We start from the raw sequence: 16,218 nt of genomic DNA, 5'->3' as shown, positions 1-16,218 counted from the left end.
TGGAGAGCGCTATGGCTTGGAATGAGCCGGGTGGCAACTCGAATAATCAGGATCCTTGGGGTGGTAAGCGCCGCAATAATGGCGACCGCAAGGGGCCACCGGATCTCGACGAGGCCTTCCGAAAGCTGCAGGAAAGCCTGAATGGGTTGTTCGGTGGTGGAAAAAAACGTGGCGGTGACGACGGCGGTCGCACCAGCAAGGGCGGCGGCTACGGCCTGCTGGGCCTGGGTCTTGTCGTGCTCGCGGCCGTATGGCTGTACAGCGCGGTCTACGTGGTGGACGAGCAGGAGCAAGCCGTGGTGCTGCGCTTCGGCAAGTACTACGAGACTGTCGGGCCGGGCCTGAACATCTATTTCCCGCCGATCGACAAGAAGTACATGGAAAACGTCACGCGTGAGCGTGCGTACACCAAGCAGGGCCAGATGCTGACCGAAGACGAGAACATCGTCGAAGTGCCGCTGACCGTGCAGTACAAGATCAGCAACCTGCAGGATTTCGTGCTGAACGTTGATCAGCCGGAGATCAGCCTGCAACACGCAACCGAAAGTGCCCTGCGCCATGTGGTGGGTTCCACCGCCATGGACCAGGTGCTGACCGAAGGTCGTGAATTGATGGCCAGTGAAATCAAGGAGCGCCTGCAACGGTTCCTCGATACCTACCGCACCGGTATCACTGTCACTCAGGTGAACGTACAGAGCGCCGCGGCACCGCGTGAAGTGCAGGAAGCGTTTGACGATGTGATCCGCGCCCGTGAAGACGAGCAGCGTTCGCGCAACCAGGCTGAAACCTATGCCAACGGCGTTGTGCCGGAAGCCCGTGGTCAGGCCCAGCGCATCCTTGAAGATGCCAACGGTTATCGCGACGAAGTGGTCTCGCGCGCCAAGGGTGAGGCAGATCGCTTTACCAAGCTGGTTGCCGAGTACCGCAAGGCGCCGGAAGTCACGCGTGAGCGTCTGTACCTGGACACCATGCAGGAAGTTTTCAGCAACACCAGCAAGGTTCTCGTGACCGGCAACAAGGGTGGGCAGAACAACCTGCTGTACCTGCCGCTGGACAAGATGATCGAAAGTGGTCGTAGCGGCACCAGCGCACCGTCCACCGGTTCGAATGCCGCTGCCAACGAAGCGAGCGCCCGTGCGGCCGCTGACTTGCTGCAACAGCAAACACGTACCAGGGAGAGTCGTTGATGAGCAATAAATCGCTGACCGCCCTGATTGTGGGCGTCGTCGTGGTCATCGCTGCCTGGAACTGCTTCTACATCGTGGCTCAGACCGAGCGTGCGGTGCTGCTGCAATTCGGTCGCGTGGTCCAGGCGGATGTCCAGCCAGGCCTGCATGTGAAAGTCCCCTACGTCAACCAGGTGCGCAAGTTCGACGCCCGCCTGATGACCCTGGATGCACCGACACAGCGCTTCCTGACCCTGGAAAAGAAAGCCGTGATGGTTGACGCCTACGCCAAGTGGCGCGTCAAGGATGCCGAGCGCTTCTACACCGCGACCTCCGGCCTCAAGCAGATTGCCGACGAGCGTTTGTCCCGTCGTCTGGAATCGGGCCTGCGTGACCAGTTTGGTAAGCGCACCCTGCATGAGGTGGTTTCTGGTGAACGTGATGCGCTGATGGCGGATATCACCCGTTCGCTGAACACCATGGCGGAAAAAGAGCTGGGTATCGAAGTCGTCGATGTCCGGGTCAAGGCCATTGACCTGCCCAAGGAAGTGAACCGCAGCGTGTTCGAACGTATGAGCACCGAGCGTGAGCGTGAAGCTCGTGAGCACCGTGCCAAGGGTAACGAGCTGGCTGAAGGTATCCGCGCCGATGCTGACCGTCAGCGCCGAGTCCTGCTGGCAGAGGCCTATCGTGAGTCTGAAGAGGCCCGCGGTGATGGTGATGCTCAAGCGGCGGCGATCTACGCCAAGGCTTACGGCCAGGACCAGGAGTTCTACGCGTTCTACCGTAGCCTGCGTGCCTACCGTGAAAGCTTCGCGAACAAAACCGACGTACTGGTGCTGGACCCAAGCAGCGACTTCTTCCGCTACCTGGAAAAGTCCAAGTAACAGGCCTGTGATTCTGTAGGGGGCACTCCGTCGGGCGGCTAAAATGCCTGGCGGGGTGATCCTTTCAGAAAACGGGTGTATGATGCGGCAGCCGGGAAATTCCCGGCTTTTTTGCGTCTGCATGTTTGATTCGGCAGGCGTGACAGGTTTTTCGAGGAAAGTGCCCGACGAGGCCGTTTGCAGGCCGTTCGTCACGTCGCTCTTGCGCGTGGTTTATGCAGGAGGCGGGTATTTTCTGCTTCACTCAAGGCTCGGCCGAGGGCTGGCCGCCCGGATCAAAGGGGAATGGCGTAATGGCAACGGTAGACCGCTGGCTGCTGCCAGATGGCATCGAAGAAGTACTGCCACCAGAAGCTGCGCGCATTGAAGTAGCGCGTCGCCAGGTGTTGGATCTGTTCCAGAGCTGGGGTTACGAGTTTGTCGTGACTCCCCATATCGAGTACCTGGAATCCCTGCTGACCGGCGCGGGCCAGGACCTGGATCTGCGCACCTTCAAGGTGATCGACCCGCAATCGGGCCGGCAAATGGGGTTCCGTGCCGACATCACGCCGCAAGTGGCGCGCATCGACGCGCACACCCTGCGCCGCGAAGGTCCGAGCCGCCTGTGCTACGCCGGCAGCGTGTTGCATGCCCAACCGCGAGCCTTGTCGTCTTCGCGCAGCCCGATCCAGTTGGGTGCCGAGTTGTACGGCGATGCCAGCCCGAGCAGCGACGTTGAAGTGATCAGCCTGATGCTGGCCATGCTGCAACTGGCTGACGTGCCGGATGTCCACATGGACCTGGGCCACGTCGGTATCTATCGTGGCCTGGCCCGTGCGGCCGGCTTGTCCGGTGAGGTGGAGCAACAGTTGTTCGATGCCCTGCAGCGCAAGGCGATCGACGAAGTGATCGCCCTGACCGAGGGTGTGCCGGCTGAACTGGCCGGTATGCTGCGTGCGCTGGTGGACCTGTGCGGTGGTCGTGAAGTGCTGGTGGCTGCGCGTGAGCGCCTGGCCAATGCGCCGGCGCCGGTATTGGCGGCACTGGATGACGTGCTGGCGATTGCCGAACGCTTGTCGGCGCGGTTCCCGCAGCTGCCGCTGTATTTTGATCTGGGCGAGTTGCGCGGCTACCACTACCACACCGGTGTGGTGTTCGCGGTATTTGTCCCGGGTGTTGGCCAGGCCATCGCCCAAGGTGGTCGTTACGACGATATCGGCGCCGACTTCGGTCGCGCGCGTCCGGCCACTGGTTTTTCCACCGATTTGAAAACCCTGGTGACCCTGGGGCGTGCTGAGGTCGAGCTGCCGTCTGGTGGCATCTGGATGCCCGACAGTACGGACGCGGCGCTCTGGCAGCAGGTTTGCCAGTTACGCAGTGAGGGTCAGCGTGTGGTCCAGGCCTTGCCTGGGCAGCCATTGGCCGCCGCCCGTGAAGCGGACTGCGACCGGCAATTGATTCAGCAGAACGGGCTTTGGCAAGTATCGCCACTGGCTTCTTGAGTTTTCCTGCCGGCCATCGCCGGCACCAAGTTTGCGCGAATGAGGACAAGTGTTATGGGTAAGAATGTCGTAGTCCTGGGCACCCAATGGGGTGATGAGGGCAAAGGCAAGATCGTTGATCTGCTGACCGAACATGCTGCCGCCGTAGTGCGCTACCAGGGTGGCCACAACGCTGGCCACACCCTGGTCATCGATGGCGAAAAAACCGTCTTGCACCTGATTCCGTCGGGCGTACTGCGCGAAGGCGTGCAGTGCCTGATCGGCAACGGCGTGGTAGTTGCACCTGACGCCTTGCTGCGCGAGATCACCAAGCTGGAAGAGAAAGGCGTACCGGTGCGCGAGCGCCTGCGCATCAGCCCGTCCTGCCCGCTGATCCTGTCCTTCCACGTTGCACTGGACCAGGCCCGTGAAAAGGCCCGTGGCGAGCTGAAGATCGGCACTACCGGTCGCGGCATCGGTCCGGCCTATGAAGACAAGGTTGCGCGTCGTGGCCTGCGTGTGGGCGACCTGCTCAACATGCCGCGCTTTGAAGACAAGCTGCGTGAACTGGTGGATTACCACAACTTCATGCTGGTGGGTTACTACAAAGAGCCTGCCATCGAGTTCGACAAGACCCTGGCCGAGTGCAAGGAATACGCAGAGCTGCTCAAGCCGCTGATGCTGGACGTGACCGCCGAGCTGCACGACCTGCGTCGCGCCGGCAAAGACATCATGTTCGAAGGCGCCCAGGGCTCGTTGCTGGACATCGACCACGGCACCTACCCGTACGTGACCAGCTCCAACACCACTGCTGGCGGCGTTGCCACAGGTTCAGGCGTTGGTCCGATGTTCCTGGACTACATCCTGGGCATCACCAAGGCTTACACCACCCGTGTAGGCTCGGGTCCGTTCCCGACTGAGCTGTTCGACGACGTTGGCGCGCACCTGGCCAAGCAGGGTCACGAATTCGGCGCCACCACTGGCCGTGCTCGTCGTTGCGGTTGGTTCGACGCCGTTATCCTGCGTCGCGCTATCGATGTGAACAGCATTTCGGGCATTTGCCTGACCAAGCTGGACGTACTCGACGGCCTGGAAGCCATCAACATCTGCGTCGGCTACAAAGACGCGCAAGGCAACGACGTTGCCCCGACTGACGCTGACAGCTACGTGGGCCTGCAGCCTGTGTACGAAGAAGTGCCAGGTTGGACCGAATCGACCGTGGGCGCCAAGACCCTGGAAGAACTGCCAGCCAACGCCCGCGCTTACATCAAGCGTGTGGAAGAGCTGATCGGTGCACCGATCGACATTATTTCGACCGGCCCGGACCGCAACGAGACCATCGTTCTGCGTCACCCGTTCGCTTAATAAAGTGTTGATGTAAAAAGCAAAGGGCTCCTTCGGGAGCCCTTTGTCGTTTCTGCCTGGCAAACGGCACGACCCTTGCTGTGTTTCCCCCTTTCGAGGTGCTATCAAATTAGTGGCACCCGTGGTGGAGGGGTTTCCAGTGTCTGCCGTTCTCTCGTTGTTACAAAGCCGTCTGTTGCGGCCGGTGTTCGTTACCCTTGGTATCGCCCTTTTGGTGCAAGTGCTGGTTGCCGTCGCGCTGACGCGGAGCACCGTGACCGCGCTGGAAGCTGATTTGGGTAATCGTCTGGGCATCGATAGTCAGAAACTGTCTGGCGAATTGGCCCAGGCCGGCAAGGAGGTCATGTCCAGCCTCGACAGCTTGTCCTCCAGCACGCGCCAGCGCCTGACAGCCGGGCTTTCCACGCGTCTGCAGGAAGAGCAGAAGCAACTGCGTGCGACCCTGGAAAAAGACCTGAAGGACTCCGCCAATGACATGGCGCAGTTGCTGGCCTCGGTCGCGCCCCGCGCCATGTGGGACAGCGATGTGCCAACACTCTCGGAATTTGCCCGGCGTGCCCAACGCAATCCCAACGTGTTGTTCGTCGTGTATGACGACGCCGCGGGTGAGCACCTGACGCGTTATCTGAACCGTGATAACCCGATCAACCAGGCGTTGCTGGCAAAGGGCGCGGGTGAGCGTGCCCTCGATAAAGTGCTGAACGCGGCCAAGACAGACCCGTCGGTGTACTACGTCGAAGCCTCCATCAGCCCAAATGGTGTGGAAATCGGCAAGGTGCGCATGGGCGTGTCGACCGTCGCGGTTGAGGCCGACCTGCAAGCATTGGATAAGCGCTTTGCCGCGCTGATCGCCAGCGGTGATCAACTGGTGGGCGATAGCCTCCAGGGGGCGGCGGCTGATAGTGCCAGCGCCATGGGCGCCAGGCTGCAGTCGGCACAGGCAACTGCCACCCAAATGACTGCAAACACCTCCAGCGCCGTGCAAGAAGCGGCGGGCGCCCTGCGTTGGCGTATCGGCATGGGCCTGGCATTGGTGGGGCTTGGCGTATTGCTGTTGCTCGCTGTTGTGTTGGGCCGGCGCGTGGTCAATCGTCTCAAGCTGCTTATTGCCGCCATGGACGACCTGGCGGCAGGCGAGGGCGACCTCACCAAGCGTGTGCAGATCAACAGCAAGGACGAAATCGGTGATATGGCTTCGGCGGTCAATCGCTTTGTGGATAAGTTGCAGCCCATCGTGCGTGAGGCGGGCGATGTGGCCCAGCGTACCGGTGTGGAAATCGGCGCCATGACATTGCGTAATGCGGGCGCCGACGCGGCAGCGGGTTTGCAGCGCGACGAGGTTGCAGAGAGCTTGCGCGCACTTTCGCAAATGGCTGACGAGGCCCAGGCCGAAAGTCACGCCATGCAAGCGGCCTTGCAGCAGGTGGTGGATATTCGCCAGGCCACGGATGAGAACTCGCGCACCTCGGCTGAGGTCGGCAGCTTGATCGAGGCGTTGGCGGGGCAGGTGCAGGCTGGCTCCCAGGTAATTGAGCGGCTGGCGCAGCAAAGCGAGCAGATCGAAGTCGTGCTCACCGTGATCCACGGTATCGCCGAGCAAACCAATTTGCTTGCCCTGAATGCGGCTATCGAAGCGGCGCGGGCGGGCGAGACTGGACGTGGCTTTGCGGTGGTGGCGGACGAAGTGCGTGCGCTGGCCAGCAAGACCCAAAGCTCCACAGGCGACATCCAGGCGCATATCGTGGCGTTGCAACAGGGCGCGCGTGAGGCGGTGGAAACAATCGGCAAGGCTGGCCGCCAGGCCAATGAGGGCTTGCTGGTGTTGCGCGACAGTGTGCGTTTGCAGCAGACAGTACAAGCGTCGGTGGAGCAGGTGCACGCCGCGATTGGTCTGGCGACGCGTGCGGCTGAGCACCAGGCTCAGGGCGCCCATGCGGTGCGTGGGCGGGTGGAAGTGATCCATGCCCAGGCCGAGCGTGCGGCGCAGGCTGTGGTGGAGACGACGGCCAGTGGCAAGGTGCTGGATGGGTTGGCGGCGCAGTTGAAGGCGAGCCTGGGGCAGTTCCGGGCTTAGTGGTGTCCATACCGGCCTCATCGGGAGCAAGCCCCCTCCCACACTTGATTTGCGAACACATTCAAATGTGGGAGGGGCGGTGCGACGATTCGACTTGCCCCCGATAGCGGTCTCAGCGACTCAGATACATCCGAGTCGTAAGTAGATACACCGGCAACCCCGACACCAATATCAACAACGCTGCATACGGTGCCGCCGCCGCAAACTCCACATTCGAAGTATGCGCCCACACGGCCGTCGCCAAGGTATTCAACCCGGTCGGGCTCAGAAGCAAAGTCGCCGTCAATTCCTTCATCGCATCCAGAAACACCAGCGCAAATGCCGCCCCTAACGCCGGGAAGATAATCGGCAACGTCACTCGGCAAAACGCACTGAACGACGAAGCGCCCAACGTGCGCGCCGCCTCCTCCAGTTGTGGTGCCGCTTTGTTCAAGGCCGTACGAATCGGCGCCTGGGCCAATGGCAAAAACAGCAACGCATAAGCGATCAGCAACAACGCCGAGGTCTGGTACAGCGCGGGCACGTAATGCAGCGCGAAATACACCAGTGTCAGTGCAATCACCAGGCCGGGCAGGGCGTGTAGCAGGTAAGGCAGGCGTTCGGCCCACAGTGCCAACTGGCCTTTGTAGCGCACCACCAGCAAACCTACGGGCACCGCCAGTACCAGGCACAACGCCGCGCCTCCCAGCGACAAGGCAAGTGAGGAGAGCAACGCCTCGCCAATTTCAGCCAGTGGAAACGCGGCGGAAGATCCGACGGCCAACCAATAACCGAGCATCCCCAGTGGAATGCCGCTGCCAATGATCGCCAGCGCCAGGCAATACACCTGCCCCAATGGTGCCCACTTGCCCAGCCGGACCTGCTCGGCATGTCGCGCCGCGCCCTGGCCAATGCGCACGTGTCGGCCTTTGCCACGCACGCGCAACTCCAGCCACAGCAAGGTCAGGCACATCACCAGCAACACCGCCGAGAGCATCGCGGCATTGGCGTTGCTGAATTCCAGTTCGAATTGCTGGTAGATCGCGGTGGTAAAGGTCTGCAGGCCGATGATCGACAAGGCCCCGAACTCCACCAGCATGTGCAGGGCTATCAGGAGTGCCCCGGCCAATAGCGACGGCCATAGCAGCGGTAAGGTGACGCGAAAGAACACGCCCCAGCGATTCAGTCCCAGGGTGCGCGCGGACTCTTCCAGGGACGGGTCAAGGTTGCGCAAGGTTGCTGCCACCGGTAGAAATACCAGCGGGTACTTGGACAGACTCATCACCAGAATCGCGCCACCGAGCCCTTCGAAGCTCGCGCTCAGGGACACCCAGGTAAAGCTGCTGACAAACGCAGGTACCGCAAACGGCAGGCACAGGATTACGCCCCAGATCCTTCGTCCCGGCAGGTTGCTGCGTTCCAGTAGCCAAGCCAGGGACAGGCCGATCACACCACAGGTCACGGTCACGCCGACCATCAGCGCGAGGGTGTTGCGCAGCAGGCCAAACACATAAGGCCGCCACAGCAGATGCACCGCCTCTGCCCAGCCCGCTTGCCAGGCCTTGAGCCCGACATACGCCAGCGGCAGCAGGCTCAGGCCCACTAGCAGCAGTACCGGCAGCAACAGCCAGATCGACGGCCGTTTGCGCCGTGGGCTGAATGCCCCGGCCGTTAGCGAGGCGGTCATCAGTTCAAGCCAACATCACGTTCCAGCTCCAGCGCTTCCTCGGCGTTGCCAAGGTCGGCTGGGGTGACTTTCGGCGGCTGCAGCTCGCTGAAGGGCTTGAGGCCACGGTTGGATTGCATGCCCTTGCGCAGCGGGTACTCGGCCGAGGTGTTGGTGATCACGCGCTGGCCTTCTTCACTGGCCATGAATGCCAGCAGTTGCTGAGCTTCTTTGGGGTGTTTGCTGGATTTCAGTGCGGCAGCGGAGGATACGGTGATCAGGCCGCCAGCATCGCCATCGGTGAAGTAGTGCAGTTGGGAGTCCAGGTTGGTTTTTTCCTTTTTCAGGGCAAACCAGTAATAGTTGTTCACCAGCACGGTGGCCACTTCGCCATTTTCAACGGCCTTGAGGGCGACCATATTGTTGCTGTACACCTTGCCGAAGGCGCGCAGGCCGGTCAGCCACTCTTCGGCGGCTTCGCGACCGTGCAGTTTGATGATCGCCACGGCTTGTTCCTGGAAGGCACCGCTGGTGGGCACGAAGCCAACCTTGCCTTGCCACTCGGGGCCGGCGAAATCCAGGACGGATTTGGGCAGGTCCTTTTCAGCAATCAGTTTTGGATTGAACGCCACCACGCGGGTGCGTGCAGTCACGCCCATCCAATCACCATTACGACCGACGTAATCCTTGGGCAGCACGTCGAGGGTGCTGGCATCGATCTTCGCCAGCAAGCCTTGCTCGCCGAGTTTGTTCAGCGGCGGCGATTCTTCGGTATAGATCACGTCGGCGGGGGAGCGGTCACCTTCTTCGACGACCTGGCTGGCCAACTGATTGCTGCTGCCTTTGCGCACGTTGACGTGAATGCCGGTCTTGGCTTCAAAGGCTTTGGCGAGTTCATCGCCGACTTCCTTGTGTTGGCCGTTGTACAAGGTCAGGGCGATCTTGTCGGCAGAATAGGCGGCGGGCGAGAGCAGGGTCAGGCTGAGCAGGGTGAGGCTCAGGCCGCGCAGAAGGGATGTTTTGAGACGGTTATCGCGGATCATCATCCGAAGTGTTCCTCGCTATATGCAACAAATCATTGCAAGGATAAACGATAAAACTTCTCAAGTGCGGACGAGGGGGGGAAATCGCTGGGGAGTTTTTCGAGCGTCAGAAACGAAAAAACCCGCTTTCGCGGGTTTGATCTGAATTTGGTGCCCAGGAGAAGACTCGAACTTCCACGACCTTGCGATCACCAGCACCTGAAGCTGGCGTGTCTACCAATTTCACCACCTGGGCATTATCTAACAACGTTGCCGCTGTTGATGGGGCGAACTATACGGCGGGCTTTTTGATCTGTAAACCCCTGATTCGAAAAATATAAATCAATTTTTCCGTTAAAAATCAAAGGTCTGAAACGAAAAAACCCGCTTTCGCGGGTTTGATCTGAATTTGGTGCCCAGGAGAAGACTCGAACTTCCACGACCTTGCGATCACCAGCACCTGAAGCTGGCGTGTCTACCAATTTCACCACCTGGGCATTATCTGACAACGTTGCCGTCGTCGATGGCGCGCACTATACGGAGCGATATTTGAGCTGTAAACCCCTGCCATGAAAAAACCCTGGAAAATTTCGCCAGTGGTCGTGCAAGGTGCGCGGTGGGGGGGCGTAAAGGTCTTTTAAACGCTTGTTGATACCTGAAATTTCCCGTTTCAATACGCGTATGCCAAACTAACCCACATATAGACAAGGTGAAAACTCTCTAATGGCCGATTGGCAGTCCCTCGATCCCGAGGCCGCTCGTGAAGCGGAAAAATATGAAAACCCTATTCCTAGCCGCGAACTGATCCTGGCGCACCTCGCCGATCGTGGTTCGCCTGCTAGCCGCGAGCAGTTGGTCGAAGAATTCGGTCTGACCACCGAAGACCAGCTCGAAGCCCTGCGCCGCCGTCTGCGTGCGATGGAGCGCGATGCTCAATTGATCTACACCCGTCGTGGCACTTACGCGCCGGTAGACAAGCTCGACCTGATCCTGGGCCGCATTGCCGGCCATCGTGACGGTTTCGGCTTCCTGATCCCGGATGACGGCAGTGACGATCTGTTCATGAGCCCGGCGCAAATGCGCCTGGTGTTCGATGGCGACCGCGCCCTGGCGCGGGTTTCCGGCCTGGACCGTCGCGGTCGTCGCGAAGGCGTGATCGTCGAAGTGGTGTCCCGTGCCCACGAGTCCATCGTCGGCCGTTACTTCGAAGAAGGCGGCATCGGCTTTGTGGTTCCGGATAACCCGAAGGTGCAGCAGGAAGTGCTGATCACCCCCGGCCGCAACGGTGCCGCCAAGGTCGGCCAGTTCGTCGAGGTGAAAATCACCCATTGGCCAACGGCGCGCTTCCAGCCCCAGGGCGATATCGTTGAAGTGGTCGGCAACTACATGGCGCCCGGCATGGAAATCGACGTTGCGCTGCGCACCTACGATATTCCTCACGTCTGGCCTGATGCCGTGCTCAAAGAAGCCGCCAAGCTCAAGCCGGAAGTCGAAGAGAAAGACAAAGAAAAACGCATCGACCTGCGTCATCTGCCGTTCGTCACCATTGACGGCGAAGATGCCCGCGACTTCGACGATGCGGTCTACTGCGAAGCCAAGCCTGGCAAGCTGCGCCTGTTCTCCGGCGGCTGGAAGCTGTACGTCGCGATTGCCGACGTGTCCAGCTACGTGAAGATCGGTTCGGCCCTGGATAACGAAGCCCAGGTGCGCGGCAACTCCGTGTACTTCCCTGAGCGCGTGATCCCGATGCTGCCTGAGCAGCTGTCCAACGGCCTGTGCTCCCTGAACCCGAAAGTCGACCGTTTGGCCATGGTGTGCGAGATGACCATCTCCAAAACCGGCGAAATGACCGACTACCAGTTCTACGAAGCGGTGATTCACTCCCAGGCACGCCTGACCTACAACAAGGTCAGCACCATTCTGGAAACACCGAAGACCAGCGAAGCCAAGGCCCTGCGTACCGAGTACGCTGGCGTGGTCCCACACCTCAAGCAATTGTACTCGCTGTACAAGGTGCTGCTGGGCGCCCGTCATACCCGTGGCGCGATCGATTTTGAAACCCAGGAAACCCGGATTGTTTTCGGTTCCGAGCGCAAGATCGCCGCTATCACCCCGACCACCCGTAACGACGCGCACAAGTTGATTGAGGAATGCATGCTGGCGGCCAACGTGGCCACTGCCGAGTTCCTGAAGAAGCACGAAATTCCTGCGCTGTACCGCGTCCACGACGGCCCGCCGCCGGAACGTCTGGAAAAACTGCGCGCCTTCCTTGGTGAGCTTGGCCTGTCCCTGCATAAAGGCAAGGACGGCCCGACGCCCAAGGATTACCAGGCTCTGCTGGCCAGCATCAAGGATCGTCCGGATTACCACGTGATTCAGACCGTGATGCTGCGCTCCCTGAGCCAGGCGGTGTACAGCGCCGATAACCAGGGCCACTTTGGCCTCAACTACGAGGCGTACACCCACTTCACGTCGCCGATCCGTCGTTACCCGGATTTGCTCACGCACCGGGCGATCCGCAGCGTGATCCACTCCAGGCAGAACACCCCGCACGTCAAGCGCGCCGGTGCCATGACCATTCCGAAGGCGCGGATCTATCCGTACGACGAGGCGGCCCTGGAACAGTTGGGCGAGCAGTGCTCCATGAGTGAGCGCCGCGCCGACGAAGCCACCCGCGACGTAGTGAACTGGCTCAAGTGCGAGTTCATGAAGGATCGCGTGGGCGAATCGTTCCCGGGCGTGATCACTGCTGTGACTGGCTTTGGTCTGTTCGTGGAACTGACCGACATCTACGTCGAGGGCCTGGTGCATGTCACCGCCTTGCCGGGTGACTACTACCACTTCGATCCTGTGCACCACCGTCTGGCGGGCGAGCGCACCGGTCGCAGCTTCCGCTTGGGCGATACCGTCGAAGTGCAGGTCATGCGCGTCGATCTGGACGAACGCAAGATCGACTTCGGTATGCCTGACAAGCCCGCTGAGCCGGCTGGCCGCAAAAAGCGTGGCAGCGAAACCGCAGCGCCGGCTTCCAAAGGCAAGGCCACTGGCGCGAAGACGGCTGCCGAGCCTGCACCTGCCAAGTCGGGGCGTCGCTCTTCCTCCAAGGACAAGGCTCCTGAAGCCTACCGCCCAAGCGATGCTGCGGCGAAAAACGCCGAGCTGCGCAAGAGCCGCGAGTTGAAGCAGCAGCTGCTCAACGAAGCCAAAAGTGGTGGTAAAGCGGCGTCTGGGGGAAAGTCCCAAGGGGCGGAAAAACCGTCGAGCAAGCCAAGTAAACATCGTAAAGGCCCGCCCAAAGCGGGCTCTGCCCCCGCGAAAAGCGGCGGGTCGCGCAAACCTAAGGCCAAGTCATGAGTCTGGAAAAAATCTACGGCGTGCACGCCGTAGAAGCACTGCTGCGTCATCACCCCAAGCGGGTCAAGCAGGTTTGGTTGGCCGAAGGCCGCAGTGAGCCGCGTGTGCAGGCGCTGGTCGAACTGGCCACCCAAAACAAGGTTGCCATCGGCCAGGCCGAGCGTCGTGAAATGGACGTGTGGGTTGAAGGTGTACACCAGGGCGTGGTCGCGGACGTCAGCCCGAGCCAGGTATGGGGCGAGGCGATGCTCGACGAGCTGCTCGACCGTACCGAAGGCGCGCCTCTGTTGCTGGTACTGGACGGCGTGACCGACCCGCACAACCTCGGCGCCTGCCTGCGTTCGGCAGATGCTGCCGGCGCGCTTGCAGTGATCGTGCCTAAAGACAAGTCTGCAACCTTGACGCCGGTGGTGCGCAAAGTGGCTTGCGGCGCGGCAGAAGTGATTCCGCTGGTGGCCGTGACCAACCTGGCGCGCACCCTGGAGAAACTCCAGCAGCGCGGCCTGTGGGTCGTGGGTACGGCAGGCGAGGCCGAGGTCAGCATTTATGACCAGGACTTGACCGGCCCGACCATCCTGATCATGGGCGCCGAAGGCAAAGGCATGCGTCGTTTGACCCGTGAGCATTGCGATTATCTGGTGCACTTGCCGATGGCCGGTAGCGTCAGCAGCCTGAACGTATCGGTGGCGACGGGCGTGTGCCTGTTTGAAGCCCAGCGTCAGCGTGGTGCCAAGGTCAAAGCCAAGAAGTAATCCCGAGCCTGGCACAGAACCAAAATGTGGGAGGGGGCTTGCTCCCGATAGCGGTGGGTCAGTTACAGATGATGTGACTGAACTCCCGCAATCGGGAGCAAGCCCCCTCCCACATTTAATTTTGTGGTGTTTGGAAAGTTGTTCAAATAATCACCAATCACCTTGCGCCGCTTCTCCCCCTTCTCTACAATTGCGCCCCTTGCCTTCCTGGCAGGCACCGATGTGCCTCCCCTACGGCAAGATCCATAAGTGTCATTCACTCCTTGTCTGACCGTTTTTGAGCGGCAGGCTACAACCCGTAAGGAGCATTCATGCGTCATTACGAAATCATCTTTTTGGTCCACCCGGATCAAAGCGAGCAAGTCGGCGGCATGGTTGAGCGTTACACCAAGCTGATCGAAGAAGACGGCGGCAAAATCCACCGTCTGGAAGATTGGGGCCGTCGTCAACTGGCCTACGCAATCAACAATGTTCACAAGGCTCACTACGTGATGCTGAACGTTGAGTGCACTGGCAAGGCCCTGGCCGAGCTGGAAGACAACTTCCGCTACAACGATGCAGTGATCCGTAACCTGGTCATCCGTCGCGAAGAAGCCGTTACCGGCCAATCCGAGATGCTCAAGGCTGAAGAAAACCGCAGTGAGCGCCGTGAGCGTCGCGACCGTCCTGAAGAAGGCGCTGATGATAGCGCTGATGACAGTGACAACAGCGATAACGCTGACGAGTAATCCACGGACCTTATTAAGGAGCCTATCAAATGGCACGTTTCTTCCGTCGTCGTAAATTCTGCCGCTTCACCGCTGAAGACGTGAAAGAGATCGATTACAAAGATCTCAACACTCTGAAAGCTTACGTATCCGAGACCGGCAAAATCGTTCCAAGCCGTATCACCGGTACCAAAGCACGTTATCAGCGTCAGCTGGCCACCGCTATCAAGCGCGCCCGCTTCCTGGCCCTGCTGGCCTACACCGACAGCCACGGCCGCTGAGACCGGGCAGTCGACAAGTAGTAAGGGATTGAATGCATGCGCGCCTTAGCTGAGTTCATCATGCGCGGTCGCGTGCAGGCCACTCTGGTAGTGGCTGGCTGTGCGGCATTGCCGTTGCTTTATTGGTTGGGTGCTGCCGCAGGTTGCCTTGTGCTGCTGCGGCGCGGTTTGAAGGACGCCCTTGGCGTTCTTGCCCTGGGTTTGTTGCCGGCCTTGATCTGGTGGCTGCAAATGGGTGATCCACGGGTACTTCTGGTACTGCTGGGGTCATCGAGCCTTGCGTTGGTTCTGCGCGCAAGTGAGTCCTGGGTCCGTACGCTGCTGGTCAGCGTGGCATTGGGGTTGGTGTACTCAGTGATGCTTGGCGCGGCTTTCCGCCCGCAAATCGAGGCGCTGTCGCAGGAGATCGTCAAGATCCTGCCACTGGCTCTCGGGGATCTCTACCAGCAGTTGTCGGTAGATGAGCGAGCGCGGTTTGCGTCACTGATTGCCCCGGTCCTGACCGGCCTGATTGCGGCATTGTTGCAGGTCGTCAGCGTGCTGAGCCTGATTCTTGGGCGTTATTGGCAGGCGTTGTTGTACAACCCGGGTGGTTTTGGTCGCGAGTTTCGCAGTATCAGAATCCCTGCGGGGCCGGCGATGTTGCTGCTGGCGTGCATGGTTGTCGGACCGAACTTCGGTCCACAGATGGCCTTGCTGGCGCCGATTTGCAGCGTACCGCTGGTGTTTGCCGGGCTGGCCCTGATTCACGGGCTGGTTGCGCGAAAGCGCCTGGCCAGGTTCTGGCTGGTGGGGTTGTACGTCACGCTGTTGCTGTTCATGCAGCTGATCTATCCGTTACTCGTGGTTCTGGCCATTGTCGACGGCCTGATTGATTTTCGCGGACGTCTGGCGTCGAAAGATGCCGATAGCGCGAACGGTGAAGGTTAAAAGTTAGAGGATTTTCACATGCAACTGATCCTTCTGGAAAAAGTCGCCAACCTGGGCAACCTGGGCGACAAAGTGAACGTTAAGGCCGGCTACGGTCGTAACTACCTGCTGCCATACGGCAAAGCCACCGCTGCAACCGCTGCCAACCTGGCTGCGTTTGAAGAGCGTCGTGCTGAGCTGGAAAAAGCCGCAGCAGACAAAAAAGCTTCGGCCGAAACTCGCGCTGCCCAACTGGCTGAGCTGGAAGTGACTATCACTGCCACCGCCGGTGACGAAGGCAAGCTGTTCGGTTCGATCGGCACCCACGACATCGCTGATGCACTGACCGCCTCCGGCGTTGAAGTGCAGAAGAGCGAAGTTCGTCTGCCGAACGGCACCATCCGCAACGTAGGCGAATTCGACGTAGCCGTGCACCTGCACGCCGAAGTTGAAGCCACCGTACGCGTTGTCGTGGTAGCAGCTTAAGTCGCACCTAACTGACTGGCACCTCGCGTGTCAGCCGGTTAACATCGGGCACGATCCTGTTTACAGGTCGTGCCTTTTGTTTTTCTACACACCCTTAAATTCCAAGTGGC

At 60.2% G+C, this 16,218-nt stretch carries 13 protein-coding genes and 2 tRNA genes; 11 read left to right on the top strand and 4 right to left on the bottom strand.

Annotation, left to right across the window (positions count from 1 at the left end; translation table 11 throughout):
• The first annotated feature begins 11 nt into the window (after nucleotides 1–11).
• The 5 genes from hflK to E4O97_RS08485 all read left to right on the top strand — a co-directional run bounded on the left by hflK (nucleotide 12) and on the right by E4O97_RS08485 (nucleotide 6,952).
• A complete protein-coding gene (gene hflK, locus E4O97_RS08505) occupies nucleotides 12–1,187 on the top strand; it encodes an FtsH protease activity modulator HflK (RefSeq protein ID WP_005784234.1) in 1,176 nt (391 codons plus the stop codon).
• A complete protein-coding gene (gene hflC / locus E4O97_RS08500; RefSeq protein ID WP_003188064.1) occupies nucleotides 1,187–2,053 on the top strand; it encodes a protease modulator HflC in 867 nt (288 codons plus the stop codon). The genes hflK and hflC overlap by 1 nt, the downstream gene beginning before the upstream one ends.
• Before the next feature lie 293 nt (nucleotides 2,054–2,346).
• Nucleotides 2,347–3,534, top strand: a complete 1,188-nt coding sequence (locus E4O97_RS08495) for an ATP phosphoribosyltransferase regulatory subunit (RefSeq protein WP_032878199.1) — start codon at nucleotides 2,347–2,349, stop codon at nucleotides 3,532–3,534.
• Between the two features lie 54 nt (nucleotides 3,535–3,588).
• The gene (locus E4O97_RS08490; protein WP_005784238.1) at nucleotides 3,589–4,878 is read left to right on the top strand and encodes an adenylosuccinate synthase; all 1,290 of its coding nucleotides are present in this window, start codon (nucleotides 3,589–3,591) and stop codon (nucleotides 4,876–4,878) included.
• A gap of 139 nt (nucleotides 4,879–5,017) precedes the next feature.
• Entirely contained in the window at nucleotides 5,018–6,952 is a 1,935-nt protein-coding gene (locus E4O97_RS08485; protein ID WP_216090658.1) for a methyl-accepting chemotaxis protein, read from the top strand.
• Between the two features lie 112 nt (nucleotides 6,953–7,064).
• On the opposite strand, the gene E4O97_RS08480 is transcribed toward E4O97_RS08485, so the two are convergent.
• The 4 genes from E4O97_RS08480 to E4O97_RS08465 all read right to left on the bottom strand — a co-directional run bounded on the left by E4O97_RS08480 (nucleotide 7,065) and on the right by E4O97_RS08465 (nucleotide 10,116).
• A complete protein-coding gene (locus tag E4O97_RS08480) occupies nucleotides 7,065–8,618 on the bottom strand; it encodes an iron ABC transporter permease (protein ID WP_032878196.1) in 1,554 nt (517 codons plus the stop codon).
• Nucleotides 8,618–9,643 carry an iron ABC transporter substrate-binding protein gene (locus E4O97_RS08475; RefSeq protein ID WP_032878194.1) on the bottom strand — a complete coding sequence of 342 codons (1,026 nt, stop codon included), beginning with the start codon at nucleotides 9,641–9,643 and terminating at the stop codon, nucleotides 8,618–8,620. The genes E4O97_RS08480 and E4O97_RS08475 overlap by 1 nt, the downstream gene beginning before the upstream one ends.
• A gap of 145 nt (nucleotides 9,644–9,788) precedes the next feature.
• Nucleotides 9,789–9,875: transfer RNA gene (locus E4O97_RS08470), tRNA-Leu, on the bottom strand.
• A gap of 154 nt (nucleotides 9,876–10,029) precedes the next feature.
• Nucleotides 10,030–10,116: transfer RNA gene (locus E4O97_RS08465), tRNA-Leu, on the bottom strand.
• 226 nt (nucleotides 10,117–10,342) lie between these two features.
• On the opposite strand from E4O97_RS08465, the gene rnr reads away from it, so the two are divergent.
• The 6 genes from rnr to rplI all read left to right on the top strand — a co-directional run bounded on the left by rnr (nucleotide 10,343) and on the right by rplI (nucleotide 16,108).
• The gene (gene rnr, locus E4O97_RS08460) at nucleotides 10,343–12,973 is read left to right on the top strand and encodes a ribonuclease R (protein ID WP_248161131.1); all 2,631 of its coding nucleotides are present in this window, start codon (nucleotides 10,343–10,345) and stop codon (nucleotides 12,971–12,973) included.
• Nucleotides 12,970–13,725 (top strand): 23S rRNA (guanosine(2251)-2'-O)-methyltransferase RlmB, encoded by a 756-nt coding sequence (gene rlmB, locus E4O97_RS08455; protein WP_021493242.1) that lies wholly within the window; start codon nucleotides 12,970–12,972, stop codon nucleotides 13,723–13,725. The genes rnr and rlmB overlap by 4 nt, the downstream gene beginning before the upstream one ends.
• Before the next feature lie 311 nt (nucleotides 13,726–14,036).
• Entirely contained in the window at nucleotides 14,037–14,453 is a 417-nt protein-coding gene (gene rpsF / locus E4O97_RS08450) for a 30S ribosomal protein S6 (RefSeq protein ID WP_005784250.1), read from the top strand.
• A 29-nt stretch (nucleotides 14,454–14,482) separates the two neighbouring features.
• Nucleotides 14,483–14,713 (top strand): 30S ribosomal protein S18, encoded by a 231-nt coding sequence (rpsR, locus tag E4O97_RS08445; protein ID WP_002551829.1) that lies wholly within the window; start codon nucleotides 14,483–14,485, stop codon nucleotides 14,711–14,713.
• Nucleotides 14,714–14,749: 36 nt separating this feature from the next.
• A complete protein-coding gene (locus E4O97_RS08440) occupies nucleotides 14,750–15,643 on the top strand; it encodes a hypothetical protein (protein ID WP_005784252.1) in 894 nt (297 codons plus the stop codon).
• Between the two features lie 18 nt (nucleotides 15,644–15,661).
• A complete protein-coding gene (gene rplI / locus E4O97_RS08435; RefSeq protein ID WP_003171376.1) occupies nucleotides 15,662–16,108 on the top strand; it encodes a 50S ribosomal protein L9 in 447 nt (148 codons plus the stop codon).
• Nucleotides 16,109–16,218: the final 110 nt, after the last annotated feature.

The organism is Pseudomonas sp. W15Feb34 (assembly GCF_023127765.1).
Classification (GTDB): domain Bacteria; phylum Pseudomonadota; class Gammaproteobacteria; order Pseudomonadales; family Pseudomonadaceae; genus Aquipseudomonas; species Aquipseudomonas synxantha_A.
Note: the sequence above shows the minus strand (reverse complement) of the source record. Positions and strands in the feature narration are given on the sequence as shown.